General features: G+C 73.3%; 24 protein-coding genes and 1 pseudogene. 11 read left to right on the top strand and 14 right to left on the bottom strand.

All coding sequences use genetic code 11. The features are described from left to right. The first annotated feature begins 169 nt into the window (after positions 1 to 169). From egtA to egtD, 4 genes are read left to right on the top strand one after another with little or no spacing between them, the layout of a single operon-like run. Positions 170 to 1,513, top strand: coding sequence for an ergothioneine biosynthesis glutamate--cysteine ligase EgtA (gene egtA / locus IG05_RS0135595; RefSeq protein ID WP_030348228.1), 1,344 nt, complete (start codon positions 170 to 172; stop codon positions 1,511 to 1,513). After that, positions 1,510 to 2,853, top strand: a complete 1,344-nt coding sequence (gene egtB / locus IG05_RS0135590; RefSeq protein ID WP_030348227.1) for an ergothioneine biosynthesis protein EgtB — start codon at positions 1,510 to 1,512, stop codon at positions 2,851 to 2,853. The genes egtA and egtB overlap by 4 nt, the downstream gene beginning before the upstream one ends. After that, positions 2,853 to 3,632: an ergothioneine biosynthesis protein EgtC gene (gene egtC / locus IG05_RS0135585; protein ID WP_030348226.1), complete on the top strand. Its 780-nt coding sequence runs from the start codon at positions 2,853 to 2,855 to the stop codon at positions 3,630 to 3,632. Before egtB ends, egtC begins: the two co-directional genes overlap by 1 nt. Then, the gene (egtD, locus tag IG05_RS0135580; protein WP_030348225.1) at positions 3,629 to 4,588 is read left to right on the top strand and encodes an L-histidine N(alpha)-methyltransferase; all 960 of its coding nucleotides are present in this window, start codon (positions 3,629 to 3,631) and stop codon (positions 4,586 to 4,588) included. Before egtC ends, egtD begins: the two co-directional genes overlap by 4 nt. Before the next feature lie 15 nt (positions 4,589 to 4,603). Here the strand turns inward: egtD and IG05_RS0135575 are convergent, their stop codons facing one another. Next, positions 4,604 to 5,860, bottom strand: coding sequence for an extracellular solute-binding protein (locus tag IG05_RS0135575; protein WP_030348224.1), 1,257 nt, complete (start codon positions 5,858 to 5,860; stop codon positions 4,604 to 4,606). Positions 5,861 to 6,067: 207 nt separating this feature from the next. Here IG05_RS0135575 and IG05_RS0135570 point away from each other — a divergent pair, with 207 nt between their 5' ends. Further along, the gene (locus tag IG05_RS0135570) at positions 6,068 to 6,283 is read left to right on the top strand and encodes a dodecin (RefSeq protein WP_030348223.1); all 216 of its coding nucleotides are present in this window, start codon (positions 6,068 to 6,070) and stop codon (positions 6,281 to 6,283) included. An 18-nt stretch (positions 6,284 to 6,301) separates the two neighbouring features. Here the strand turns inward: IG05_RS0135570 and IG05_RS0135565 are convergent, their stop codons facing one another. Continuing rightward, complete coding sequence (locus IG05_RS0135565; RefSeq protein WP_030348222.1) at positions 6,302 to 6,793, bottom strand: nucleotidase; 492 nt, start codon at positions 6,791 to 6,793, stop codon at positions 6,302 to 6,304. A gap of 165 nt (positions 6,794 to 6,958) precedes the next feature. Here IG05_RS0135565 and IG05_RS0135560 point away from each other — a divergent pair, with 165 nt between their 5' ends. From IG05_RS0135560 to IG05_RS0135550, 3 genes are all read left to right on the top strand, one after another. Continuing rightward, complete coding sequence (locus tag IG05_RS0135560; protein ID WP_030348221.1) at positions 6,959 to 7,966, top strand: LLM class flavin-dependent oxidoreductase; 1,008 nt, start codon at positions 6,959 to 6,961, stop codon at positions 7,964 to 7,966. 120 nt (positions 7,967 to 8,086) lie between these two features. After that, entirely contained in the window at positions 8,087 to 8,284 is a 198-nt protein-coding gene (locus tag IG05_RS0135555; protein ID WP_030348220.1) for an antitoxin, read from the top strand. Between the two features lie 29 nt (positions 8,285 to 8,313). After that, the gene (locus IG05_RS0135550) at positions 8,314 to 10,644 is read left to right on the top strand and encodes an ATP-binding cassette domain-containing protein (RefSeq protein ID WP_030348219.1); all 2,331 of its coding nucleotides are present in this window, start codon (positions 8,314 to 8,316) and stop codon (positions 10,642 to 10,644) included. A 34-nt stretch (positions 10,645 to 10,678) separates the two neighbouring features. On the opposite strand, the gene IG05_RS0135545 is transcribed toward IG05_RS0135550, so the two are convergent. The 8 genes from IG05_RS0135545 to IG05_RS0135510 all read right to left on the bottom strand — a co-directional run bounded on the left by IG05_RS0135545 (position 10,679) and on the right by IG05_RS0135510 (position 18,201). After that, complete coding sequence (locus IG05_RS0135545; protein WP_030348218.1) at positions 10,679 to 11,248, bottom strand: hypothetical protein; 570 nt, start codon at positions 11,246 to 11,248, stop codon at positions 10,679 to 10,681. Positions 11,249 to 11,278: 30 nt separating this feature from the next. Then, the gene (locus IG05_RS0135540; protein ID WP_030348217.1) at positions 11,279 to 11,839 is read right to left on the bottom strand and encodes a hypothetical protein; all 561 of its coding nucleotides are present in this window, start codon (positions 11,837 to 11,839) and stop codon (positions 11,279 to 11,281) included. Between the two features lie 98 nt (positions 11,840 to 11,937). After that, complete coding sequence (locus IG05_RS0135535) at positions 11,938 to 12,771, bottom strand: lysophospholipid acyltransferase family protein (protein ID WP_037815329.1); 834 nt, start codon at positions 12,769 to 12,771, stop codon at positions 11,938 to 11,940. Continuing rightward, positions 12,771 to 13,541, bottom strand: a complete 771-nt coding sequence (locus IG05_RS0135530; RefSeq protein WP_030348215.1) for a GNAT family N-acetyltransferase — start codon at positions 13,539 to 13,541, stop codon at positions 12,771 to 12,773. The genes IG05_RS0135535 and IG05_RS0135530 overlap by 1 nt, the downstream gene beginning before the upstream one ends. A gap of 158 nt (positions 13,542 to 13,699) precedes the next feature. Continuing rightward, entirely contained in the window at positions 13,700 to 14,728 is a 1,029-nt protein-coding gene (locus tag IG05_RS0135525; RefSeq protein WP_051790614.1) for a hypothetical protein, read from the bottom strand. A gap of 104 nt (positions 14,729 to 14,832) precedes the next feature. After that, complete coding sequence (locus tag IG05_RS0135520) at positions 14,833 to 15,582, bottom strand: succinate dehydrogenase/fumarate reductase iron-sulfur subunit (protein WP_030348213.1); 750 nt, start codon at positions 15,580 to 15,582, stop codon at positions 14,833 to 14,835. Then, a complete protein-coding gene (locus IG05_RS0135515) occupies positions 15,579 to 17,528 on the bottom strand; it encodes a fumarate reductase/succinate dehydrogenase flavoprotein subunit (protein ID WP_030348212.1) in 1,950 nt (649 codons plus the stop codon). The genes IG05_RS0135520 and IG05_RS0135515 overlap by 4 nt, the downstream gene beginning before the upstream one ends. Position 17,529: 1 nt before the next feature. Next, the gene (locus tag IG05_RS0135510; RefSeq protein ID WP_030348211.1) at positions 17,530 to 18,201 is read right to left on the bottom strand and encodes a succinate dehydrogenase; all 672 of its coding nucleotides are present in this window, start codon (positions 18,199 to 18,201) and stop codon (positions 17,530 to 17,532) included. A 120-nt stretch (positions 18,202 to 18,321) separates the two neighbouring features. On the opposite strand from IG05_RS0135510, the gene IG05_RS0135505 reads away from it, so the two are divergent. Continuing rightward, the gene (locus tag IG05_RS0135505; RefSeq protein ID WP_030348210.1) at positions 18,322 to 19,206 is read left to right on the top strand and encodes a LysR family transcriptional regulator; all 885 of its coding nucleotides are present in this window, start codon (positions 18,322 to 18,324) and stop codon (positions 19,204 to 19,206) included. A 308-nt stretch (positions 19,207 to 19,514) separates the two neighbouring features. Here the strand turns inward: IG05_RS0135505 and IG05_RS0135500 are convergent, their stop codons facing one another. Further along, on the bottom strand, positions 19,515 to 20,405 hold the full coding sequence (locus IG05_RS0135500) for an NAD(P)H-binding protein (protein WP_030348209.1): 891 nt from the start codon (positions 20,403 to 20,405) through the stop codon (positions 19,515 to 19,517). Between the two features lie 127 nt (positions 20,406 to 20,532). Here IG05_RS0135500 and IG05_RS0135495 point away from each other — a divergent pair, with 127 nt between their 5' ends. Beyond that, complete coding sequence (locus IG05_RS0135495; RefSeq protein WP_030348208.1) at positions 20,533 to 21,444, top strand: LysR family transcriptional regulator; 912 nt, start codon at positions 20,533 to 20,535, stop codon at positions 21,442 to 21,444. Here the strand turns inward: IG05_RS0135495 and IG05_RS0135490 are convergent. The 3 genes from IG05_RS0135490 to IG05_RS0135480 all read right to left on the bottom strand — a co-directional run bounded on the left by IG05_RS0135490 (position 21,381) and on the right by IG05_RS0135480 (position 25,576). Continuing rightward, complete coding sequence (locus IG05_RS0135490) at positions 21,381 to 23,525, bottom strand: putative bifunctional diguanylate cyclase/phosphodiesterase (RefSeq protein WP_030348207.1); 2,145 nt, start codon at positions 23,523 to 23,525, stop codon at positions 21,381 to 21,383. The two genes, IG05_RS0135495 and IG05_RS0135490, sit on opposite strands and share 64 nt — an antisense overlap. Next, positions 23,522 to 24,334 (bottom strand): SAM-dependent methyltransferase, encoded by an 813-nt coding sequence (locus IG05_RS0135485; RefSeq protein ID WP_030348206.1) that lies wholly within the window; start codon positions 24,332 to 24,334, stop codon positions 23,522 to 23,524. Before IG05_RS0135485 ends, IG05_RS0135490 begins: the two co-directional genes overlap by 4 nt. A gap of 276 nt (positions 24,335 to 24,610) precedes the next feature. Continuing rightward, entirely contained in the window at positions 24,611 to 25,576 is a 966-nt protein-coding gene (locus IG05_RS0135480) for an SCO0930 family lipoprotein (protein WP_030348205.1), read from the bottom strand. Between the two features lie 293 nt (positions 25,577 to 25,869). Between IG05_RS0135480 and IG05_RS49630 the strand changes: the two are divergent. Then, a pseudogene (locus tag IG05_RS49630) lies at positions 25,870 to 26,086 on the top strand (hypothetical protein); the annotation flags it as partial.

Raw genomic sequence — 26,086 nt, 5'->3', positions numbered from 1 at the left:
TTCCCGACCCGGGAACGGCCCGGAAACACGCAAAGAAACGGAGGTGACGGATCCGGAACGTCCCGGTTGGCACCCTTGTGCGATTCGCCGGAGTGGTTTTGGGTAGGACGAGCGCTGCCCGGACACGACGCCGGGCCGGTGGCACGGTGGAATTTCAGGAGGACCCGACATGTCGGACACACAGAGCGACGGCGGTGACTGTACGGAGCACCGCACCGCCGTCACCGAGGCCGAGGTGGAGGCCCTGGTCCGGGGCATCTGCTTCAAGACCGGCCCGCCCCGCACCCTCGGTGTCGAACTGGAGTGGCTCGTCCACTCCCTGGAGCTGCCGCAGCTCCCGGTCTCACCCGAACGGCTCGAAGCGGCCTACACCGCCCTGCGGGCCGTCCCCCTGGGCTCGGCGCTCACCGTCGAACCCGGCGGCCAGCTGGAGCTGAGCTCGCCGCCCGCCGCCTCCCTGATGGAGTGCGTCGACACCGTCTCCGCCGACCTGGACACCGTACGGTCGGTCCTGGCGAAGGACGGTCTCGGCCTCGCGGGCATCGGCCACGACCCCTGGCACACGCCCCGCAGATTCCTGCACGAGCCGCGCTACGACGCCATGGAGACCTGCCTGGACCGCACCGGTCCGGCCGGCCGTCACATGATGTGCACCACGGCCTCCGTCCAGGTCTGCGTGGACGCCGGCCACGAGGAACCGGGTCCGCTGGGGCACGCCAGGCGCTGGTGGCTGGCGCATCAGCTGGGCGCGGTCCTGGTGGCCGCGTTCGCCAACTCCCCGCTGCGGGGCGGCCGGCCCACGGGCTGGCAGTCCACCCGCCAGCTGACGTGGACGGAGATCGGTGCCGGCCGGGCCGGCGCCCCCCCGCTGGACGGTGAGCCGCGCACCGCCTGGGCCCGGCACGTGCTGGACTCGCCGGTGATGTGCGTCCGCCGGGAGAACGGGCCGTGGGAGGTGCCCGACGGGCTCACCTTCCGGGAGTGGACCCGTTCCCGGTCGCCCCGGCCGCCCACCCGCGCGGACCTGGACTACCACCTGACGACCCTGTTCCCGCCGGTCCGGCCCCGTGGTCATCTGGAGCTGCGGATGATCGACGCGCAGCCCGGCGAGGACGGCTGGCTGGTGCCGCTCGCGGTGACGGCGGCGCTGTTCGACGACCCGGAGGCCGCCGAGCGCGCCTACCGGACCGTGAAGCCGCTGGCCGAACGCGCCCTGAACCGGCCCGCGCCGCACAACCCGCTGTGGGTCGACGCGGCCCGGTTCGGGCTCGCCGACCCGGAGCTGCGCGAGGCCGCCGACACCTGTTTCGCGGTGGCCCTGGAGGCGCTGCCCCGGCTGGGCGCCACGGCCCGGGTCACCGACGCCGTGGCGGCGTTCCGGGACCGCCACGTGGCCCGGGGCCGCTGCCCGGCCGACGACCTGCTGGACCGGCTGACCGCGACCGACCCGCCCCGTTCCGGCCCGGCCGGGGGCGCCCGTACCGCCTACGGGAGGAAGGACATCCGTACATGACCGCGCCCGAGACCGACACCGAGACCCGGGCCGAAGGGACGGACAGCGAAGCGCTGCGCGAGCGCGCGCTGGCCTCCCTCCTCACCGCCCGAGACCGCACCACGCTGCTGACCAGCTGCGTCGACGAACCGGATCTCACCGCGCAGCACTCGCCGCTGATGTCCCCGCTGGTGTGGGACCTGGCGCACATCGGCAACCAGGAGGAGCAGTGGCTGCTCCGGACGGTCGGCGGCCGGGAGGCGATGCGGCCCGAGATAGACAACCTGTACGACGCCTTCGAGCACGCGCGTGCCGAGCGCCCCTCGCTGCCGCTGCTGCCGCCCGCCGAGGCCCGCCGGTACGCGGCCGAGGTGCGCGGCCGGGCGCTGGACCTGCTGGAGGCGGCCGACTTCCACGGCACCCGGCTGACCGAGGCCGGCTTCGCCTTCGGCATGATCGCCCAGCACGAACAGCAGCACGACGAAACCATGCTGATCACCCATCAGCTCCGCACCGGGCCGCAGGTCCTGACCGCCCCGGACCCGGATCCGCTCCCGCTGTTCACGGGACCGGCCGAAGTCCTCGTACCGGGCGGCCCGTTCACCATGGGCACCTCCAGCGAGCCGTGGGCCCTGGACAACGAACGCCCGGCGCACCCGCGGGAGGTGGCGCCTTTCTGGATCGACACCACCCCGGTGACGAACGCCGCGTACCAGGCGTTCATCGAGGACGGCGGCTACGGCACCGAACGCTGGTGGTCGCCCGAGGGCTGGGCGCACATCCGGCGGCACGGCATCTCGGCCCCGCTGTTCTGGCGGCGGGACGGCGGCCAGTGGCTGCGGCGCCGGTTCGGGATCACCGAACCGGTACCGCCGGACGAGCCGGTGCTGCACGTGTGCTGGTACGAGGCGGACGCCTACGCCCGGTGGGCCGGACGGCGCCTGCCCACCGAGACGGAGTGGGAGAAGGCGGCCCGCTTCGACCCGGCCACCGGCCGCTCCCGGCGCTACCCGTGGGGCGACGCCGACCCGGCGCCCGACCACGCCAACCTGGGCCAGCGGCACCTCAGGCCCGCTCCGGCCGGCAGCTACCCGGCCGGCGAGTCCCCGCTCGGCGTCCGGCAGTTGATCGGCGACGTGTGGGAGTGGACGGCGAGCGACTTCCTGCCGTACCCGGGCTTCGCGGCCTTCCCGTACAAGGAGTACTCGGAGGTGTTCTTCGGGCCCGAGCACAAGGTGCTGCGCGGCGGTTCGTTCGCCGTGGACCCGGTGGCGTGCCGGGGCACGTTCCGCAACTGGGACTACCCGATCCGCCGGCAGATCTTCTCCGGGTTCCGCACCGCCCGCTCGGAGACCGTCTGATGTGCCGTCACCTCGCCTATCTGGGCCCCGAGGAGCCGCTCGGCCGGCTCCTCGTGGAGCCCCCGCACAGCCTGTTCCGGCAGTCGTGGGCGCCGCGCCGGCAGCGGCACGGGACGGTCAACGCCGACGGTTTCGGGGTGGGCTGGTACACCTCCGGCGATCCGGTCCCGGCGCGCTACCGGCGCGCCGGGCCGATCTGGGCCGACCTGTCCTTCGCCGACCTGGGCCGGGTGGTGCGCTCGGGCGCCGTGCTCGCCGCCGTCCGGGACGCGACCCTGGCGGGGGCGGACGCCGAGGCCGCTGCGGCACCGTTCGCGTCCGGGCGGTGGCTGTTCAGCCACAACGGGATGATCGCGGGCTGGCCGGACTCGGCGGCGCCCCTGGTGTCCGCGCTGCCGCCGGTCGACCTGCTGTCGCTCCAGGCCCGCACCGACTCGGCGTTCGTCTGGGCACTGGTCCTGCACCGGCTGCGCAACGGGGACGAACCGGACGACGCCTTGGGCGAAACGGTTCGCCAACTGGCCCGGGCCGCCCCCGCCTCCCGTCTGAACCTGCTGCTGACCGACGGAGCCACGATCGCCGCCACCGCCTGGGGCGACTCGCTCTGGTACCGCACGGAGCCGGGCCGGAACACCGTCGTGGCCTCCGAGCCGTACGACGACGACCCCCTCTGGCAGGAGGTCCCCGACCGCACCGTGCTCACCGCGAGCCGCGCCGGTGTGCTGCTCGCCCCCTTGGACGAACCGGCGTCCGCCTCACCGAAGGAGCCCTGCCGTTGAGCCCCCTGCACGTCACCCGCACGCTCCCCGAGGACGCGACGGACGCCGCGCTGCGCGCCGACGTCCTGCACGGCCTCACCGCCGCGCCGAAGTGGCTGCCGCCGAAGTGGTTCTACGACGCCCGCGGCAGCGAGCTGTTCGAGCAGATCACCGAACTGCCCGAGTACTACCCCACCCGCGCCGAGCGGGAGATCCTCGCCGACCGGTCCGGTGAGATCGCCGCCGCGAGCGGTGCCCGCACCCTGGTCGAGCTGGGTTCGGGCTCCTCGGAGAAGACCCGCTATCTGATCGACGCGCTCCCCCTGTCGGCGTACGTCCCGGTCGACGTCAGCGAGAGCGCCCTCACCCAGGCCGGGCAGACCCTGATCGACGAGCGCCCGGACCTCGACGTCCACGCCCTCATCGCCGACTTCACCGCCCCGCTGACCCTGCCCGCGACGCCCGGACCCCTGCTGGTGGCGTTCCTCGGCGGCACGATCGGCAACCTGCTGCCCGCCGAACGCGCCCGCTTCCTGGACTCCGTGCGCTCGCTGCTCGCCCCGGGCGACGGGCTCCTGCTCGGCACGGACCTGGTCAAGGACGAGGGGGTGCTGGTCCGGGCGTACGACGACGCGGCCGGGGTGACGGCCGCGTTCAACAAGAACGTGCTGGCCGTGGTCGACCGCGAACTGGGCGCCGACTTCGACCCGGACGCGTTCGACCACGTGGCCCTGTGGAACGCCGAGCGGGAGTGGATCGAGATGCGGCTGCGCTCCCGTACCGCGCAGACCGTGAAGGTGCCCGCGCTGGACCTCGCCGTGGACTTCGCGGCGGGCGAGGAGCTGCGCACCGAGGTGTCGGCCAAGTTCCGGAGGGAGGGTGTGACCGCGGAACTGGCCGCCGCGGGCCTGGAGCTGACCCACTGGTGGACGGACCCGCAGGGCCGCTTCGCGCTGTCGCTGAGCGTGCTGCGGTGAGCCGGCTGCGGCCGGTCAGCCCACGTTCGGGGTGAGCAGCTCGGTGATCTTGCGGGAGGCTCGGCGGGCCTCGGTCGCCGGGTCCGCGCCGTTCAGCACCCGGGTCATGTACTCCTTGATCGGGTTGTCGGCCTCCACGTCGGCCCACTGAGGGCTGTGGGGGGTCGCCCGCCCGTGTGCCGCGCCCGCGGCCATGGCGGCGACCCCCTCCTCCCCGGCGACCGCGCCGGCCAGGGTGGTCTTGTTGGGCACGTAGTTCATGGTGCGGGCGAGTTCGGTGTCCCACTTGGCGCCGGTGAGCGCCGCGACGACGGCGGTCGCGGCGAACTGGTCGCCGGTGTTGCGCGGGACGACCAGGTCGGAGCCGCCGGTGAAGACGGTGCCGGGCCGGCCGGCGGTCGTGCCGGGCACGGGGAAGAAGCCGAGCTTGCCCTTCAGTGCCGGGTTCTGCTTGAGGATGGACTGGGCGAGCCCGGGTACGGCGATGATCTGGGCGGCCTTGCCGCCGGCGAACACCCCTGCCTGGGGCGGGTGTTCCTCGTCGGCGTCCACGGGCCCCTTGCCGAGCGCCTGGAGCCGGCGGTAGAAGTCCATGCCGCGCAGCGCGGCCGGGGAGTCCAGGGTGCCCCGCCAGGTGTAGTCCTGTTCCCGGGCGAGGTCGCCGCCCTCGTCCCAGATGAAGCCGGAGAGCGTGTACCAGTCCTGTCCGGCGAGGTAGATGCCCTGTGTGTCGCCGGAGTCGAGCTTCTCGGTGGCGGCGAGCCATTCCTCGCGGGTCCTCGGCGGGCGGGTGACGCCGGCCTGTTCGAACAGGTCCTTGCGGTAGATGACGACGCGGTTGGCCGCGTACCAGGGGATGCCGTACTGCTTGTTGCCGTCCTTGCCGGGCTGGGCGAGGCCGGGCAGCCACTTCTCCTTGCCCCAGTCCCGCATCGACTCCAGGGTGAGGTCGGTGAGCCGGCCGCCGTCGGCGTACAGCGGCACCTGGGTGTTGCCGACCTCGATGACGTCCGGGCCGTCGCCGGACTCCGCCTTCAGTGCGGTGCGGACCTTCTCGACGATGCCGGTCCACTGCTGGATACGGATGTCCAACCGCAGGTCGCCGTGGGTGCGTTCGAAGTCCTCGGTGAACCGCTGCAGGAACTCCCTGGAAGCGCTGTCCTTCATCAGCCACACGGTGACGGTCCTGCGCTCGTGGTCGCCGGGGAGCATCCCGCAGCCGCTGACGAGGGAGCCGGTGACGCAGATGAGGGCGAGCAGACGTCGTCTCACGAGGGGTCCTGTTCTGTCGGGCAGGGGTGCGGGGACAGGGAAGGGGCCCGGCGTGGGGGACGAGCGGGGGCTCGTACGGGTGAGCTGGATTTTGGTATGGACCAATGCGGAGGTCAAGGGCTACCCGGCGGTACAGCGGCGACGCCGTGCGGACGGAGCGCGGATACGGCACGGTGGAGTACGGCGTGACACGAGAGGAGCACCCGCATGTCGAACCACACCTACCGGGTCACCGAGATCGTCGGCACCTCCCACGAGGGACTCGACCAGGCCATCCGCAACGGCATCGCCCGAGCCGACCAGACCCTGCGCAACCTGGACTGGTTCGAGGTGACCCAGGTCCGCGGCCAGATCGAGAACGGCCGGGTCGAGCACTACCAGGTGGGCCTGAAGGTGGGCTTCCGGCTGGAGGACGGCGACTGAGCCGGCCGACGCGGCTTCTCAGGTACGCCCCTCGCGCTCCTGCGCCTCCTCCAGCACGGCCGACTTCGCGGCCCAGCGGGCCCGTACGACGGTGAACCCGGCGCGCTCGGCGTCGTCGCACACCAGCTCGTCGTCGTCCACCAGCACCCGCACCTCCCGGTCCCGGGCGAGCCGGCGCAGGATCTGCAGCTTGGTGAACCGGGCCGGTCTGCGGTCGGTGTCGCTCCGCATGTGGACGGGCCCCTCGGGCAGTCCGTGGGCAGCGAGCCAGTCCAGCGTGTCCCGGCGGCACCGCTCGGGGCGGCCGGTGAGGTAGACGACCTCACACGTGCCGGCGCTCTCCTCGGCCAGCGCCACGCCCTCCGCGAGCGGCGGGTCCTGGGGCGCGGCGGCGAAGAACGCGTCCCAGTCGCGCGGCCTGCTCGTCAGGAAGTGCTGGCGGTGGGCGGTGTCGGCCAGCGTGTTGTCGAGGTCGAACACGGCCAGCGGGCGCTTGCTGCTGTCTGTCACACCGGCCACCCTAGCCAGCCCGCGGGCCCCGGCGGCCTCCGCGCCCCCGCTGACGCGCCGCACGCTGACGCGCCGCACGCGCCGCACGCGCCGCACCGTGCGTGGCCGCGCGCCGACCCGGCGTGGCCGCGGGAATCCCGTGCCCGCCAGGGCGTTGAACCCTGCGTGAGCAGCTCAGTGATCAGCCGGACCCGGTTCTCCGTCCTCGACCGCTCCCGCACCCGCGAGGGCCGCCCGCCCGGCGAGGCGCTGCGGGACACCGTCGCCCTGGCCCGGGAGGCGGAGGCGCTCGGCTACCACCGGTTCTGGGTGTCGGAGCACCACGGGGTGCCGGGGGTGGCCGGCTCGGCACCGACCGTGCTGGCCGCCGCGGTCGCCGCGGCCACCCGCACCATCCGGGTCGGCACCGGCGGGGTCATGCTGCCCAACCACCAGCCCCTCGTGGTGGCCGAGCAGTTCGGGGTGCTGGAAGCGCTGTTCCCGGGGCGGATCGACATGGGGCTGGGCCGCTCCGTCGGCTTCACGGACGGGGTCCGCAGGGCGCTCGGCCGGGACAAGGACGATGCCGAGGACTTCGCCGCGCAGCTCGGGGAACTGCTGGGCTGGTTCACGGGCGGCTCACCGGCCGGGGTGCACGCCCGCCCCGCGGAGGGCCTGAGGGTGCCGCCGTTCGTGCTGGCCATGGGCGAGGGCGCGCGCATCGCGGCGCGCGCGGGCCTGCCCATGGTCATCGGTGACCTGCGCGGCCGCGAGAAGATGCTGCGCGGCATCGACGAGTACCGCTCGCTGTTCCGCCCCTCCGCCTGGGCGTCCGAGCCGTACGTGGTGATCTCCGGCACGGTCGCGGTCGCCGGCACCGAGGCCGGGGCGCGCCGGCTGCTGGTCCCCGAGGCCTGGTCGATGGCGTACTCCCGCACCCACGGCACGTTCCCGCCGCTCGCCCCCGCCGAGTCGGTCGAGGCCCGCACGATGACCGCGAGGGAGCGGGACTTCCACGAGTCCGCTCTCGCCGGGCACCTCGCCGGCACCGCCGAGCAGGTCGCCCACGAGCTGGAGGCGGTGCTGAAGGAGACCGGCGCCGAGGAGGTGCTCGTCACCACCAGCACCTACGACCGTACGGCCCTGCTGGACTCCCACCGGCGGCTCGCCGCGCTCTTCGCGCCGGACCGCTGAACGCAGGACCGCCGAACGCCGCACCGCCGGGCACCGGGCCGCCGGGCCGTTCGAGATGCGGACCCGGCGCGGGCCGGTGACCCTGGGAGGGCGAACCCGAAAGCGACAAGGAGGGCCGCCATGTCCTTCATGGACAAGATCAAGGGCATGCTCAAGGGCCACGAGGGCATGGCCGACAAGGGCATCGACAAGGGCGGGGACTACGCCGACCAGCGCACCGGGGACAAGTACCGGTCCCAGGTCGACACCGGCCAGGACAAGCTGCGGGACGAGTTCGGCACCCGGCCGCAGGACCCGGGCAACCCTCCGCGGGCGTAGCGCACGGGGGCGGTTAGAGTATCCCCCCGATGCACAGCCCCCATGATCCGTACGTCCGCGTCCGCGGCGCCCGCGAGCACAACCTCAGGAACGTGGACGTGGACATCCCCCGCGACGTCCTGGCCGTGTTCACCGGCGTGTCCGGGTCGGGCAAGTCCTCGCTGGCGTTCGGCACGGTCTACGCCGAGGCCCAGCGGCGGTACTTCGAGTCGGTGGCGCCGTACGCGCGCCGGCTGATCCACCAGGTCGGGGCGCCGAAGGTCGGCGAGATCACCGGGCTGCCGCCCGCGGTCTCGCTGCAGCAGCGACGCGCGGCCCCCACCTCGCGCTCCTCGGTGGGCACGGTCACCAATCTCTCCAACTCGCTGCGCATGCTGTTCTCGCGCGCCGGCACCTACCCGCCCGGCGCCGGGCGGCTCGACTCGGACGCGTTCTCGCCGAACACGGCGGCCGGCGCCTGCCCGGCGTGCCACGGACTCGGGCGGGTGCACGAGACCACCGAGGAACTGCTGGTCCCGGACCCTTCGCTGTCCGTCCGCGAGGGCGCCGTCGCGGCCTGGCCGGGTGCCTGGCAGGGCAAGAACCTGCGGGACATCCTGGACACGCTCGGGTACGACGTGGACCGGCCCTGGCGCGAGCTGCCCGCCGAGCAGCGCGCGTGGATCCTGTTCACCGACGAGCAGCCGGTCGTCACCGTGCACCCGGTCCGGGACGCGGACCGCATCCAACGGCCGTACCAGGGCACGTACATGAGCGCCCGCCGGTACGTGCTGAAGACCTTCGCCGACACCAAGTCGCCCACCCTGCGGGCCAAGGCGGAGCGCTTCCTGACCAGCGCGCCCTGCCCGGTCTGCGGGGGCAGCCGGCTGCGGCCCGAGGCGCTCGCGGTGACCTTCGGCGGCCGGACCATCGCCGAGCTGGCCGCGCTGCCGCTGACCGACCTGGCGGGACTGCTCGACGGCGACGGCGAGACGGCCAGGGTGCTCACCGCCGACCTGAAGTCCCGGATCGCGCCGGTGGTCGAACTGGGCCTCGGTTACCTCAGCCTGGACCGGGCCACCCCCACCCTGTCCGCGGGCGAGCTGCAACGGCTGCGGCTCGCGACCCAGTTGCGCTCCGGGCTGTTCGGTGTCGTCTACGTGCTGGACGAGCCGTCGGCCGGACTGCACCCGGCGGACACCGAGGCGCTGCTGACCGTGCTGGAGCGGCTCAAGGCGGCCGGGAACTCGGTGTTCGTGGTGGAGCACCACCTGGAGGTGGTGCGCGGCGCCGACTGGCTGGTCGACGTGGGCCCCGGCGCGGGCGAGCACGGCGGCCGGGTGCTGTACAGCGGGCCGCCGGCCGAGCTGGCCTCGGTCGAGGAGTCGGCGACGGCCGCGTTCCTCTTCGACGAGTCCCCCGGTCCGGCGCGCGAGGTCCGCGAGCCGCGCGGCTGGCTGACGGTGGGTCCGGTGACCCGGCACAACCTGCGCGCGGTGACGGCCGCGTTCCCGCTCGGCGCGTTCACCGCGGTCACCGGTGTCTCCGGCTCCGGGAAGTCCACGCTGATCGGCGAGCTGACGGAGGACGTGGCGGGGGTCGGGCGGCTGGTACGGGTGGACCAGCGGCCCATCGGGCGCACCCCGCGCTCCAACCTGGCCACCTACACGGGCCTGTTCGACGTCGTGCGGAAGGTGTTCGCCGGCACCGAGGAGGCGCGGGCGCGCGGGTACGGGGTCGGGCGGTTCTCGTTCAACGTGGCGGGCGGGCGCTGCGAGACCTGCCAGGGCGAGGGGTTCGTCAGCGTGGAGCTGCTGTTCCTGCCGAGCACGTACGCGCCCTGCCCGGACTGCGGCGGCGCCCGCTACAACCCCGAGACGCTCCGGGTGACGTACCGGGGACGGAGCATCGCCGACGTGCTCGACCTGACCGTGGAGGCCGCCGCGGAGTTCTTCGCGGACACCCCGGGCGCCGCCCGCAGCCTGGGCACCCTGCTCGACGTGGGCCTCGGCTACCTGCGGCTCGGCCAGCCGGCGACCGAGCTGTCCGGCGGGGAGGCGCAGCGGATCAAGCTGGCGAGCGAACTCCAGCGCGGGCGCCGCGGCCACACGCTGTACCTGCTGGACGAGCCGACGACCGGACTGCACCCGGCCGATGTGGAGGTGCTGATGGAGCGGCTGCACGGGCTGGTCGACGCCGGGCACACGGTCGTCGTGGTCGAGCACGACATGACGGTGGTGGCGGGCGCCGACTGGGTGATCGACCTGGGTCCGGGCGGCGGTGACCGGGGCGGCCGGATCGTGGCGGCCGGCCCGCCGCCGCGGGTGGCGCGGACCCGGGACAGCGCCACGGCGCCCTACCTCGCGCGGGTCATGCCCTGAGCCGGGCGGGGCGCCGTGGACGGTGGAGCGGGGCTCAGGTGCTCAGCAGGCGGTTGAAGAAGGAACGGTAGCGCCGCAGCGCTCCCCGGAGTTCCTCCGTGTCCACCTTCTCGCCCTCGCCCCACTGGCTCTCCAGGTCCTGCTTGTGCTGGGCGAAGGTGGAGGCCAGGGTCTGCATGACGTCCGCCACCAGGGTGTCGGCCTCGTGCACGGCCTCCCGGGGGTCGTCCACGAACCGGTTCTGGATCGTCTGCCAGCGGTCGCGGAAGGCGCGCTCGTCGTCGTCCGTCAACAGTTGCGGAGTCTCGTCCTCCGCGGACCGAGCACTGGTGGCGGCCGGGGCCCCCGCGGTCTCGGAAGCGCCGGCGTCGGCGTCGGTGCCGGCGTCGGTGCCGGCCCCGTCGCCGGCGGCCGTGTCGCCCTCGCTCTGCGTGCCGGTGTCCGGTGTTCCGCCGCTCGGTGTCCCGGTGCTCTCACCGGGGTACACCGGGGCTCCCTCGGGGGCTTGCGCCGGCTCGGCGTCCGCACCGGCGGCCGTCGGCTGGGCGAGGTCCTCGGTCGACAGCTCGCCCGTGGTGCGGCCCACGTCCTCGTGCCTGTCCATGCGTTCCTCCGTGCGCAGTGGTGATCGCGGTCAGGACCGGGCGGGCTGCGCCCGGCCGCCGCCGTCGGAGAGCAACTCGTCGAACAGGGCGCGGTAGTGCACCATGGCGCCCCGCAGCTGTTCGGTCGTCGCCTGCTTGCGGGTGGAGAGGGACTCCACCTCGTGGGCGGCCCGGTAGTGCTCCAGCGTGGAGCCGTGCTCCACCGAGAGGTCCTTCATCTGCTGCTCGTACCCCTCGGTCGGATACCCGCGCTCGTGCATCAGGGAGGTCACCAGCCGGTCCGCGTCGTGCACCGCGTCCTCCGGCCGGTCGACGAACTCCTCCTGGACACTGGTCCACTCCCGCGTGTAGCGGTCCCGTGAGACGGGGGGCAGCGGTTTGATGTCCAGCGAGTCGTGTCGCCTCTCGCGTTCCCTGAGCTCACGCTCGGCGGCGAGCCGGCTGTCGGATCCCTCGACCGTCCGTTCGTACTCCGGGCCGAAGCGCTCACGGAGGTGACGGCGTCGCATCAGCAGTGAGACCGCCACAGCGGCCAGAGCGATCACCACCACGATCGGAATGATGATCGCCAGAAGCGTTCCCGTGGACATGGGCACACGCTCCTCAGGGAGTAGTGATGTGCACTCTCCGACTTCCCCCTCGCGCCAGATCTACTCATTCCAGACATTCATCACCTTCGTTCCGTGCGCTACGCGTTCGCGGCGGCGCGCTCTCCGGCGGTGACCAGGGCCGCGTGCGTCCAGGCCGGCTCCGCGGCCGCCGGCTGGGCGGCCCGGGCCAGGGAGCGCCGGTCGGGGTGGGCGCCCGGCGGGATCACCGGCCGGACCTCCACCTCGGCGACCAGGCCGCGGGCCCGGGCCACCCGCCACAGCGAGGCCACCAGGCTGTCCTCGCCGACGAAGGCGGCCGCGGTGCCGGGCCCGCCGTCCTGCCGGCGGTAGCGCAGGCTGACCGGCTGGACGGGCACGCCCGCGTCGAGCGCGGCCTGGAAGACGGCCCGGCGGAACCGGCCGTGGGCGCGTCCGCACCAGGTGCTGCCCTCGGGGAAGGCGGTCACGGCCGCGCCCGCGCGCAGGGCGCCGGTGATCCGGGCGACCGTGCCGGGCAGGGCGCGCAGCCGGTCCCGTTCGATGAACAGGGCCCCGCCACGCGCGGCGAGCGCACCCGCCACGGGCCACCGCCCGACCTCCGTCTTGGCGAGCATCCGGGCCGGGCGTACGGCGGCGAGCAGCGGGATGTCCAGCCAGGAGACGTGGTTGGCGACCAGCAGCAGCCCGCCGGCCGGCGCGGCGGTGCCGGTGATCCGCACCCGCACCCCGACGGCCCGCACGATCCAGCGGCACCACCGCCGGACCCACTCGGCGGGGATCCTCCCGCCGAACAGGGACAGCACGGCACCGGCCAGCACCAGAGCCGCGACCGCGGTCAGCCGCAGCACGGCACGGGGTACGGCCGCGGCGGGCGGGTCCGGCGCCGCACAGGCGTCCGGGGTGCAGGGCGCGGTGGGCAGCCAGCCGCTCATCAGGCCGGGAGGAGGGAGAGGAAGTGCCGCAGGTAGCGCGGGTCGACCCGGCGCATCGACAGCAGCACGTACAGGTCGGCGACCCCGAAGTCGGGGTCGTGCGCGGGCTCCCCGCACACCCAGGCGCCGAGCCTGAGATAGCCGCGCAGCAGGGCGGGGAGGTCGGTGCGGGCGGCCGGGGCCTGGGCGTGGGGAGTCCACGGCAGCAGCGGCCGGACCCGGAACTCGGCGGGCGCGAGGTGCCGGTCCTTGACCCGCTCCCAGGTGCCGGCGGCCAGGGCACCGCCGTCGGCGAGCGGTACGGAGCAGCAGCCCGCGAGCCATTCGTGGCCCCGGTCGGTCATGTAGCGGGCTATGCCGGCCCAGATCAGGCCGATGACGGTGCCGTCGCGGTGGCCGGGGTGGACGCAGGAGCGGCCGACCTCGACCAGGCCGGGCCGGATCGCGTCGAGCGCGGACAGGTCGAACTCGCCCTCGGAGTAGAGCCGGCCGGCGACCGCGGCCCGCTCCGGGGGCAGCAGCCGGTAGGTGCCGACGACCTGCCCGGTCGCCTCCTCGCGCACCAGGAGGTGGTCGCAGTAGGCGTCGAAGGCGTCGATGTCGTGCCCCGGTTCGGCGCTGGTCAGCAGGGCGCCCATCTCCCCGGCGAAGACCTCGTGGCGCAGCCGCTGCGCGGCACGCACGTCCGCCTCGTCGCGGGCGAGGGTGACGGTGTAGCGGGTGGGCGCCGCGGGCTGCGGGGGACGGTCGAGGGTGGTCACGCCGGTCATGGCTGTCTCCTGGGCACGGGCCGGGTCGTCGGCAGGGGCGGCGGGCCCGGTGGTTACGGCCCGCCGCTCCTGTTCTTCCGACGCCGGTTGGCGTGCGTGTGACCGGTGCCAGGAGCGCGGATGTGGGCGTGGTGAACGCCTCGGTCGGCCGTCCCCGGTCAGGCGTCCTTGGTGACGCACCCGGCGAGCAGCCGCGCGGCCTCCTCCTCGCCGAGCACCCGCTCCAGGACGAGGTCGCCCGTCATGTGCGGGAAGAAGCGGCCCGCCGGCCAGCTCCGCTGGTACGGCGGCGGGTCCAGGACGAGCAGCCGTACGCCGTCCACGACGGGGATGTCCGAGGGGGTGCCCTCGTTCCACACCCAGTCGCCGGCCGGGGTGACGAGGTTGAAGGCGCCGGTGGTGTGCACCTGGCCGGGCTGGTCGCGGCAGACGGCCGCCTCCTCGGCGGACGGGGCGCTGCCGGGCAGGTGGCCGCCGCCCACGAGGACGTCGGCGAGCAGGGTGTGCAGCTGGAAGTTGTCGCCGATGCCGGTCATGCGCAGCGCGTAGCCGGTGCCGGTGGGGCGGTGCAGGACGACCAACGGCTCGTCGTCGAGCACGAGCAGCGCGTAGGCCAGGCACTTGAAGTCGTGGCCGGAGGCCTCCTCGACCGCGCGCAGCTCCCGCAGGAGGCCGGCGCGGGTCCCGGCGTCGAGGGCGGTGCGGACGGCGGCGTGGTTGAGCATGGCGACGGCGGCCATCTCCCACTGGTGCAGGGTCAGCCAGGCCACGGCCGCGTCCGGGCCGACCCGGTCGAAGAGGCCCTCGTGCGGCTCCTCGGCCTCCGGGTCGGGGAAGTCGCCGCCGCCGGTGGCCGCCCAGCGCTCGCAGAACTCGCGGGCGTCGTCGAGCGTCCCGGCGAGCCCGGCGAGGACTCCCGGCCCGCAGGCGGAGGCGTCGGCCCCGCGCTCGACGCAGGCGCCGGTGATCACGGCGACGGTGGCGCGGGGTCCCGGCGGCACCTCGCCGAGTATGCCGGCGAGCCGCGGCCCGGCCTGCTGGAACTCCGCGTCCGCCGCCTCGCCGAAGTAGCGGTGCATGTCCTGGAAGCACCGCTGCGACCGGTCGGCGTCCTGCTCGCCCACGGCGGCCTCGAAACCGGTGACGGCGTCGAGGAACCGCTGCTTGCCCTTGTTTCCGAAGATCATGCGCGGAGACTACCGGGGCCCCGGACACCAGACGGGGCCGGGGAGCACCACTCCCGGCCCCGCCCGCCCGCCTCCGTCCGGCGAACGTCCTCAGGTGGTGACCGCTACCGCTTCCCCGCCTTCCGGATCGCCCGCAGCCATTCCTTGTTCATGCTCGTGATCGACACCAGCGGGATCCCCTTGGGGCAGGCGGTGGCGCACTCCCCCGCCAGCGTGCAGCCGCCGAAGCCCTCCGCGTCCATCTGGGCCACCATGTCCAGCACCCGTGTCTCCCGCTCGGGCGCGCCCTGGGGCAGCACGTTGAGGTGGTTGACCTTGGCGGAGGTGAACAGCATCGCCGCGCCGTTCGGGCACGCGGCCACGCACGCACCGCAGCCGATGCACTCGGCGTGCTCGAACGCGAAGTCGGCGTCGGCCTTGGGCACCGGGGTGGCGTGGGCCTCCGGCGCGGACCCGGTCGGCGCGGTGATGTAGCCGCCGGCCTGGATGATCCGGTCGAACGCCGACCGGTCCACCACCAGGTCCTTGATCACCGGGAACGCGGACGCCCGCCACGGCTCGACGTCGATCGTGTCGCCGTCCCGGAAGGACCGCATGTGCAGCTGGCAGGTGGTGGTGCGCTCCGGGCCGTGCGCGTCGCCGTTGATGACCAGGCTGCACGCGCCGCAGATGCCCTCGCGGCAGTCGTGGTCGAAGGCGACCGGCTCCTCGCCGGAGAGGATGAGCTGTTCGTTGAGGACGTCCAGCATCTCCAGGAAGGACATGTCGGGCGAGATGCCGTCCACCTCGTAGGTGGACATCGCTCCTTCGGCGCCGGCGTTCTTCTGCCGCCAGACGCGCAGGGTGAGCTTCATGCGTAGCTCCGCTGGGTGGGGTGGACGTACTCGAAGACCAGGTCTTCCTTGTGCAGGACGGGCGCCTCGCCGGTGCCGGTGAACTCCCAGGCGGCGGCGTACGAGAACGCGTCGTCCTTGCGGGCGGCTTCGCCGTCCGGGGTCTGGGACTCCTCGCGGAAGTGGCCGCCGCAGGACTCGCCGCGGTGCAGCGCGTCGAGGCACATCAGCTCGGCGAGCTCCAGGTAGTCGACGATGCGGTTGGCCTTCTCCAGCGACTGGTTGAACTCCTCGCCGGTGCCGGGCACCTTGATCCGCCGCCAGAACTCCTCGCGGATCTGCGGGATCCGCTCCAGGGCCTTGCGCAGCCCCGTCTCGCTGCGGGCCATGCCGCAGAACTCCCACATCAGCTCGCCCAGTTCGCGGTGGAAGGAGTCCGGGGTGCGGTCGCCGTCCACGGCCAGCAGCAGGTTGATCCGGTCCTCGGTCTCGGCCAGCACCTCCTGTACGACGGGGTGCTCCTCGGTGACCGGCTCCTGGTGCGGGTTGCGGGCCAGGTAGTCGTTGACGGTGGCCGGCAGCACGAAGTAGCCGTCGGCGAGGCCCTGCATCAGCGCCGAGGCGCCGAGCCGGTTGGCCCCGTGGTCGGAGAAGTTGGCCTCGCCGATCGCGAACAGACCCGGGACGGTGGTCTGGAGGTCGTAGTCGACCCACAGGCCGCCCATCGTGTAGTGCACGGCCGGGTAGATCCGCATCGGCACCTCGTACGGATCCTCGTCGGTGATCCGCTGGTACATGTCGAAGAGGTTGCCGTACTTCGCCTCTACGGCCCTGCGCCCCATGCGCCGGACGGCGTCGGCGAAGTCCAGGTAGACGCCCTGGCCGCCGGGGCCCACTCCCCTGCCCTCGTCGCACACGTTCTTCGCGGCGCGGGAGGCGATGTCCCGGGGCACGAGATTGCCGAAGGACGGGTAGATGCGCTCCAGGTAGTAGTCGCGCTCGTCCTCGGGGATCTCGTTCGGCGGCCGGGTGTCGCCCTGGGCCCTGGGCACCCAGATCCGGCCGTCGTTGCGCAGCGACTCGCTCATCAGCGTCAGCTTCGACTGGTGGTCGCCGGTGCGCGGGATGCAGGTGGGGTGGATCTGGGTGAAGCAGGGGTTGGCGAAGTAGGCGCCGCGCCGGTGCGCCCGCCAGACGGCGGTCGCGTTGGAGTTCATCGCGTTGGTCGACAGGTAGAAGACGTTGCCGTAGCCGCCGGAGGCGAGGACGACGGCGTCCGCGAAGTACGTGTCGATCCTCCCGGTGACGAGATCGCGCGCCACGATCCCGCGCGCCCGTCCGTCGACCACGATCAGGTCGAGCATCTCGGTACGGGGGTGCAGCTCCACGTTCCCCGCGGCGATCTGCCGGGAGAGCGCCTGGTAGGCGCCCAGCAGCAGCTGCTGTCCGGTCTGGCCGCGGGCGTAGAACGTGCGCGACACCTGCACGCCGCCGAAGGAGCGGGTGTCGAGCAGGCCGCCGTACTCGCGGGCGAACGGCACGCCCTGGGCCACGCACTGGTCGATGATCTCGACGGAGATCTGCGCGAGCCGGTGGACGTTGGACTCGCGGGCCCGGAAGTCGCCGCCCTTGACGGTGTCGTAGAACAGGCGGTGGACGGAGTCGCCGTCGTTGCGGTAGTTCTTGGCCGCGTTGATACCGCCCTGCGCGGCGATGGAGTGGGCGCGGCGCGGGGAGTCCTGGTAGCAGAACTGGACGACGCGGTAGCCCTGTTCGGCGAGCGTGGCGCCCGCGGAGCCGCCGGCCAGGCCGGTGCCGACGACGATGATCGTGTGCTTGCGCCGGTTGGCGGGGTTGACCAGCTTCGCCTCGAAGCGGCGCTTGTCCCAGCGTTCGTGGACGGGCCCGGCGGGCGCCTTGGTGTCGGTGACCGGCGCGCCGGTCGCGTAGTCGGCGTAGGTTGTCATGTCAGCTCACCACTCCGGTCATGACGCCCACGGGTACGGCGATGAAGCCGGCCGTGAGCAGCAGCGCGAGGACGTTCGCGAGGGTCTTCAGGGCGCGGTCGCGCCTGCGGCTGCCGACGCCGAGGGTCTGCGCGGCGCTCCAGAAGCCGTGCCGGATGTGCAGGCCCAGCGCCAGCATCGCGACGATGTAGACGACGTTGCCGTACCAGGTGGAGAAGGTGTCCACGACGTTCTGGTACGGGTGGCCCTCCTGGAAGCCGCCGGAGTGCACGGTGCCGGTGGTCAGGTCGAGGATGTGCCAGACGATGAAGAGGCCGAGGATGACGCCGCCCCAGCGCATGGTGCGGGTCGCGTAGCCGGCCCGCGGCTTCTTGTGCACGTACTTGTCGGGGCGCGCCTTGATGTCGCGGCGGCTGAGCTGGTAGGCGGACGTGGCGTGGGCGACCACGGCGACGACGAGGACGATCCGGATGAGCCAGAGCGTCCACTCGTAGTGCATGAAGGGTTCGCCGACGGTGCGCAGCCAGTGCGCGTAGTGGTTGAACTCGCCCGCGCCGAAGTAGATCTTCAGATTGCCGATCATGTGCGCGACCAGGTAGAGCAGCATGATCAGGCCGCTGACGGCCATCACGGTCTTCTTGCCGACGGAGGAGTCCCACATCGTGCGCGCCATGGACGGCCGTCGGTCCGTCCGCGTTGCCAGTGCCATGGAACAGCACGCTAGGGCCGAAGGTCCCGATCGGTCCAAGACATGGTCCAGCTCGTTTCCATAGGCTGGAGCTATGCTGAGGGGGTGCAGTTCCAGCAGCTCCAGTACTTCGTGGCCGTAGCCGAGACCCGGCACTTCACCCGGGCCGCCGAGCGCGTCCATGTCGCCCAGCCGTCGCTGTCCCAGCAGATCAAGGCGCTGGAGCGGGAGTTGGGCGCGGACCTGTTCCTGCGGGCCCGGGGCAACATCACGCTCACCGACGCCGGCGAGGCGCTGCTGCCGCTCGCCCGGCGCATCCTGGCCGACGCCGACACCGCCCGGCACGAGGTGCAGGAACTGGTGCAGCTGCGGCGCGGGCGGGTACGGCTGGGGGCGACGCCGAGCCTGTGCACGGGGCTGCTGCCGGACGTGCTGCGGGCCTTCCACGACCGGTATCCCGGCATCCGGCTGCTGGTCGAGGAGGGCGGCTCCCACGACCTGGTGCGGGAGCTGGCGCGCGGCGCGCTCGACCTCGCGCTGGTCGTACTGCCGCTGCCGACGCCGGCGCCCGCGCTGACGACCGTGGAGCTGCTGCGCGAGGACCTGGTGGTGGTGTCCTCACCGGAGGCGCCGGTGCCCGGCCGGGACGGGCGGGCGGTGGAGATCGGCGACCTGGAGCGCGAGCGGCTGGTGATGTTCCGGCACGGGTACGACCTCAGGGAGCTGACCGTCGCCGCGTGCCGCTCCGCCGGGTTCGAGCCGGACTTCGCGGTGGAGGGCGGCGAGATGGACGCGGTGCTCGGCTTCGTCCGCGCCGGTCTCGGGGTGGCCGTCGTGCCCCGCATGGTGGCCGCACGCGCGGGCCGGGGCCTGCGGGTCACCCCCCTGGCCCGCCCCGGCCTGCACCGCACCATCGCCCTCGCCCACCGCAGCGACGTGGCTCCGCCCCGCGCGGCCCGGGAGCTGCAACGGATGCTGCTGGAACGCTAGCCGGTACGGCACCCGGCCGACGGGGCGGCCGGGGCAGGCGGGGAGCGGCGGGACGCGCCGGTCGGGGGCCGGTGAGACCCCCTCCGCCGGCCGACCGACACCACGACGACGGAAGCCCGCGGACGCAACAAGACCCGCCGGTCACAGGCCGACGGCACCCCCTCCCCCAGCCGGCGGACGCCAGGGCGGCGGAAGCCGGTGGGGCGTCGGTCACGGGCCGGTGCGACCGTCGGCAGCATCCCGTCCCCCGGCCGGCCCTCGTCGTGGCGGTGGAGGCCGGTGGGTGCATGGGGCCAAGGGGAACGGGGTCAGTGCAGGGTGGCCGGTTCGAGTACCTCCTCGCACCAGCGGCGGAAGGAGGTGGGCGCGGTCTCCGGCGTGCTGGGTGCCCCGCTGCCGTAGAAGCCCTGTTCGGCGGTCGCGGCCGCGAGGTCGGCCACGCCCTGGGCCCAGTCCTCGCTCGCGCCGTGCCGCAGCACCGACGCCTTGTACTCCGCCCCGCTGATCCGCTGGAAGCGCACCGGCCGGCCCAGCACCTCGGAGACCACGCGCGCCATGTCCTCCGGGGTGAGCGCGTCGGGGCCGACGACGGGGACGTCCTCCTGGCCGGTCCAGGAGCCGTCGAGCAGCAGCCGGGCCGCCGCGGTGCCGACGTCGCGGGTGGTGCAGGTGCGCAGCACCCGGTCGCCGTACGTCGCCATGGCGAGCACGCCGCCGTCGCGGATCGCGGCGGCCTGGTGGAGCAGGTTCTCCATGAGGTACGGCGGGCACAGCGCCCGGTGGTGCACCCCGGTGGCCCGGACCTCGTCGTCCATGGCCAGCGAGGCCGAGATCTGCCCGGCCTCGCTGGCGACGCCGCGGCCCAGCGTGGAGACGGCGACGACCCGTGCGACGCCCTGGGTGCGGATCGCGTCCACCAGCGGCCGGGTGAAGGCGCGGAAGTGGCCCTCGACGCTGTCGGCGGCGGGCGCCGGCGGCACCAGCCAGAACACCCGGTCGACGCCCGCGCACGCCTTGGCGGTGACCTCGGGGTCGGCGTGCGAGCCGGCGACGGCCTCGACCCGGTCGCGCACGCGCGGGGACAGGCGCGCGGGATCACGCACGATCACGCGGACGTCCCCCGCCGCGTCCCCGGCGTCGAGGAGCGAGTCGAGGACCCGGCTGCCGATCTGGCCGGTCGGGGTGGTGACGAGGATCATGGAAGGCTCCTGGAGGGCAAGGGGTGGGTGGGGCGTGATCGAGCGTGCCGTCCGGCGCCCGGGAACTGAAGGACCGCTTCGCTCCCGCTTGTTACCCTCAGGGCAATACCGGAGGGAGGGCGAAGCCGTGGAGTCCCGCCCGCTGCGCTACTTCGTCGCCGTCGCCGAGGAACTGAACTTCGCCCGTGCGGCCGAACGGCTCGGCATCTCCGCCCCGCCCCTGTCCCGGGCGATCCGCCGGCTGGAGTCGGATCTCGGGGTCACCCTCTTCGAACGGACCACGCACAGCGTCGCCCTGACCCGCGCGGGCGAGGTGCTCCTCGGGGAGGCGCGGTTCGCGCTGGACGCCCTGGAGGCGGCCGGGCGGCGGGCCCGGCGCGCGGCCGGCCCGGACCGGAAGCTGGTCCTGGCGGTCAAGGCCGACGGCGACGCGGGACTGCTGGAGCCGCTCCTGGAGCGCTTCGCCGCCGACCCGGCCGCCCTGCCGGTGACGGTCCGGCTGTGCGGCTGGCAGGAACAGCCGCCACTGCTGCGGCGCGGGGAGGCCGACGCCGCGCTGGTCCACGAGCCCTTCGACCGCACCGGCCTGGACAGCGAGCCCCTGATCGCCGAGCCGCGTGTCGCGGCGCTCAGCGCGGCCCACCCGCTCGCCGCCCGCGACCACGTCCTGCTCGCCGACCTCGGGCTGCGCCCCGGGGATCTGCACCGGTTCCTGGAGCAGATGCGGCACGGGGGCCGCGACCTCGCCCAGCTGCTCACCCGCGTCGCCCTGGGCGAACTGGTCACCGTGCTGCCGACGTCCGTCGCCGGCCGCTATCCGCGTCCGGGCGTCGTCTACCGGCCCGTCCCGGACGCGCCGTCCTCGCTGCTGGCGGTCGCCTGGCCGCAGCAGTCCCGGTCCACGGCCACCGCGGCACTCGTCCGGGCGGCCACCGCCGTGGCCGCGTCCGCCCGGGAGGAGGACGACGGATCCGGTCAGCCCGTCGCGTCCACCAGCGCCAGGTCCTGGAGCCGCTCCGGCGGGCCCGGGCGGGCGTAGTACCAGCCCTGGGCCGTGTCGCAGCCCAGTATCCGCAGCTGTTCGGCCTGCGCACCGGTCTCCACGCCCTCGACCGTGACCGCCAGGTCGAGGCTGTGGGCGAGGGAGACGATGCCCTCCACGATCTTCAGGTCGACGGGGTCGGCGGGGAACCGCTGCATGCTCTGGGTGAAGGAGCGGTCGAGCTTGAGGATGCTCACCGGCAGGCGGCGCAGGTTGGCGAGGTTGGAGTAGCCGGTGCCGAAGTCGTCCAGGGCGATGTCGACACCCATCTCGGCCAGCCGCCGCAGGGGCTTGAGCAGGTCGTCGTCGGCGCCGATGAGCGCGGACTCGGTGACCTCCAGGCACAGGGCGTCCGGGGTGACGCCGCAGCGTTCGAGGATGTCGACCGTGTCCTGCACCAGGCCCGGGTGGCTGAGCTGGCACGGCGACAGGTTGACGTTGATGCGCAGCGGACCGGCGGAGGTCTCCTCGCCGTAGCGCTCGCGCCAGGCGCGGGCCTGGCGGATGGACTCCTCCAGGACCCAGCGGCCGAGGGGCACGATCAGGCCGGTGTGCTCGGCGAGGGGGATGAACCGGTCGGGGCCGAGGACACCGTGCTGCGGGTGCAGCCAGCGCACCAGGGCCTCGGCGCCGCGCACACTGCCGTCGCCGAGGTGGACCAGCGGCTGGTACTCGATGAAGAACTCGCCGCGTTCCAGGGCGGTCGGCAGGGCCGTGGTCAGGCCGTGGCGGGTGATGGCGCGGGCGTCGGCCTCCGGGTCGGCCAGCTCGAAGCGGTTGCCGCCGGCCGATTTCGCCCGGTACATGGTGATGTCGGCGCTGCGCAGCACCTCGGCGGCCGTGCGTTCGCCGGCGGGGCCCTCCACGATGCCGAGACTGCCGCGGACCAGCAGGTCGCGGCCGTCGATGCTGATCGGGGTGACCAGCGCGTTCATGATGCGCTCGGCGAGTTCGTCCACCGTGCGTTCGGTGCCGGGACCGGTGGTGAGGGCCACGAACTCGTCGCCGCCGAGCCGGGCGACCATCTCGCCGGGCGCGGTCGCGCAGGACTGGAGCCGGTCGGCGACCTCGACCAGCAGCCGGTCGCCGGCCGCGTGGCCGAGGCTGTCGTTGACCGTCTTGAAGCCGTCCAGGTCCAGGTAGCACAGGCCGAAGCGCTGACCCTCGCCCGCGCCCAGCGCCTTCTCCAGGCGTTCGAAGAACAGGGAGCGGTTGGGCAGGCCGGTGAGGGCGTCGTGCGTGGCCTCGTAACGCAGCCGGAGGTTGAGCAGCCGGCGCTCGGTGGTGTCCTCCATGAGGGCCAGCTGGTACTGCGGGGCGCCGTCGGCGTCGCGGAGCAGGGAGACCGTCAGGTTGGTCCACAGGGCCGTGCCGTCGGGGCGGTTGAAGGCCTTCTCCAGGTGGTAGTGCTCGCGTACGCCCTGCACCAGTTCGTCGTAGAGCCGCCAGGTCTGCGGGGCGTCCTCGGGGTGGACCCAGTCCTGGACGCGGCGGCCGCGCAGGGTCTGTTCGGTGAGGCCGAACATGCGCAGCAGCGCCTCGTTGACCTGGAGGACGTTGCCGTCGAGGTCGGCGATGCCGATTCCTATCGCGGCCCCCTCGAACACCGCGCGGAAGCGGGCCTCGCTCGCGTGCAGCGCCTGGGCCACCACGCCCTGGGCACGCAACGCGGCCTGGGCGATGGCCTCCTGCTCGGCGAGGGTGCGCTCGCGCAGCGCCTGGGCGTAGCCGGCGGCCATCGCGTGCTGCAACCGCGAGGAGCGCATGCGCAGTTCGTCCTGGGGGCCGTCCTCGCCGCAGTACAGGACCAGGTAGGCGTCGACGCAGTCCAGGGTGCGGGCGAGCGCCTCGGGGTCGGTGCAGTGCGCCTCGACCAGGGCGGCGCCGACGGCCTTCGCCGCGTCCGCGTCGAAGCTGCGGGCCCGCAGCAGATCGCTCAGCCGGCGGGCGAGCGGCAGGAGTTGTTCCTCGAACTCGGCGCGGGTGAGCGACGTCGAGGTCACCGGGAAGAGTGCCCGGCTCCAGATCGTCGTCAGCCGGCGCAGTCTGCCCTCCGGCTCGTCCGGCTCCGCGCTCACGCCGTACGCCCCACGCCGGCGAATCCGGAGAAGGCATACGGGTCCTCGTCCTCCGGCGCCGATTCCGGGCGCCAGTGCGGCATCGGCACCAGTCCGGGTTCCACCATGTCGTACCCCTCGAAGAACCGCGCGATCTCGTCGCGCGAGCGCATGATCAGCGGGTTGCGAATGTCCTTGTATACGTCCACCGCACCCTCGGCCCGCTCGGCGGGCAGCGGGATTCCCTCGTACGAGGCATGGGTGAGGATCAGCAGGCTGCCGGGCGCGAGTGCCTCGCGCAGCTCGGCCACCGCACCGTACGGGTCGTCCGCGTCTTCCACGAAGTGCAGTATGGCAACGAGGAGGAGGGCCACTGGCCGATTCAGGTCGATCAGGCGGTCCAGTCGGGGGCTGGAGAGGATCTCCTGGGGCTTCAGCAGGTCCGCCGCGATCACGTCGGTGCCGTCGTCGCCCGCCAGCACCGCCTCGCTGTGGGCGACCGCCACCGGGTCGTGGTCGACGTACAGGACACGGGCGCCCGGTACGGCCGCCTGCGCCACCTCGTGGACGTTGCCGAAGGTCGGGATGCCCGAACCGATGTCGAGGAACTGGGTGATGCCCTCGCCGGCCGCGAACCGCACGGCCCGGCGCATGAACGCCCGGTTGGCCTGCATGATCTTCGGCAGCCCCGGCAGGAAGTCCATGGCCCTGCGGGCCGCTTCCCGGTCCACCTCGAAGTTGTGCGAACCGCCCAGGTAGTAGTCGTAGATCCGCGAGACGCTCGGCACCGAGATGTCGATGCTCCGGGGGGCCCAGGCGGGGCGCTCCATGTATCACTCCAAGGCGTAGGCGACCGGGACAGGCGATCCGGTGTTCGAGCTGAGGCTACTGATCGCCCGCCAAACGGGCGACCTGAACCGGAAATTGACCGTCCGTTCCCGGTCACTGCCTGCGGCAAGTGCCCGTATGGCCCCGCTGTGTGACGGCTGTCCGGCCCTGCGCGCGCCCACCGCACACGACGATCCGCCCCCTCCGTGCGGTGCGGAGGGGGCGGATCTGCGGCCGTGCGCCGGGCCGGGCGGGACGATCGACCCTGGGGAGGTGATCTACTTGCCCGGCGCGCCGACCGGCTTGCCGTCGGGCGAGACGGCGTACCAAGTGCCGCCCACGCCCTGACCGTTGGTGTCACCCGGGGCCTTGTCCCCGGAGAAGGTGTAGATGGGCCAGCAGTTGACGCTCATCTGCTTCACCCCGTCGGGACGGGTGAACGGCATCAGGCCCTTCTTCTTCACGCCCTCGGTGTCGTCGGCCTTGACCGGGCCGACGGCCGGCCACTTCTCCAGGCAGGCCCCGGTGCAGTTGGAGACGGACTTCGGCCAGGCCTGGTCCTTCATGAAGCGGTAGACGGTCATGCCGTTCTTGTCGACGACGATGTCGCCCAGCTTGGGGTCCTTGCGGACGGACAGCCCGGGCAGGTCGGACAGCGTGGCCTTCTTGCCGTTGGGGGCGAGCGCGAACCACTTCCCGCCCACGCCCTGGCCGTTGACGTCACCGGCGTTGACGTCCTTGGCGTAGCGGTAGGCGGGCCAGCCGCCGATGGTGAGCTGCTTGCTGCCGTCGGCGCGGGTGACCTCGCCGAGCAGCGCCTTGTCGATGCCGGCGCCGGCGGTGGCGTCGTCGGCGGGGACCGGCGGCCAGGTGGTGGCGCAGTCGCCGTCGCAGTTGGACTTGGGCGGGTTGGCGGTGTCCTTGTCGAACCGGTAGAGGGTGAGGCCGGAACCGTCGGTGAGCACGTTGCCCAGGTCCGGGTTGGCGGCCACGGTGAGCTTGCCCGCGGGGGTGACCGGGGCCGGGGAGGCGGAGGTCTTGTTGCCGTCGGCACCGTATCCGTTGCCCCCGCCGGTCGCGGTCCCGGCGCCCGGGCTGCCGTAGTCACCGGCGGGGGCCGTGGCCCCGACGTTCTGGGCCGCCGACGCGGGAGCGGTGGCGTTGTCCTGACCGCACGCCGTCGTCAGCGCCAGCACCGAAGCGGCTGTGGCCACCAGTGAGGCGGTCCGCCAGGAGGTCTTCATCGTCAAACTCCCCATTATCGCCTGGATATTGCAGCGCCTGCTGCGCCGCCGCACGGTCATGGGTACGCGGCGCAGGGGCCGCGGTGTTCAACGGCGGCCGGAATTTCTTTCGGGACCCTGCGACGCGCCCGGTGAGCCATCGACTCCCACACCGGGACGGAGCGGCGCGATACGGGTTCTTCCGCCCGTCAAACCTGCGATCACCCCATCTCCCTCTTTCGGAGCAATCTCGGCCTACTCCCGGGCACGGCGTCCGGTCGCGCCTCATGATCTTCGTCGTGCATGGATCCGAAGTGACCCGACGCGCGCCCGCCACACGGGTGGTGGCCCTCTTGACGCTGACCTGGGCACTGACGGGCTGTCCGGCCGGCAGCGCGTCGGCCGACGCCTGCGCGTACGCCTCGACGGGCCCGGACGGCACGGTGGCCGTGGCCTACGCCGGCGGCCACCACTGGCCCGACCCGCCCTGCCCGAAGCCGCCCCCGCCCCCGTGCCCGCCCACGCCGACGC

Source organism: Streptomyces sp. NRRL S-1022 (assembly GCF_000720135.1).
Taxonomy (GTDB): Bacteria; Actinomycetota; Actinomycetes; order Streptomycetales; family Streptomycetaceae; genus Streptomyces.
This window is presented reverse-complemented; position numbering and strand designations above follow the sequence as displayed.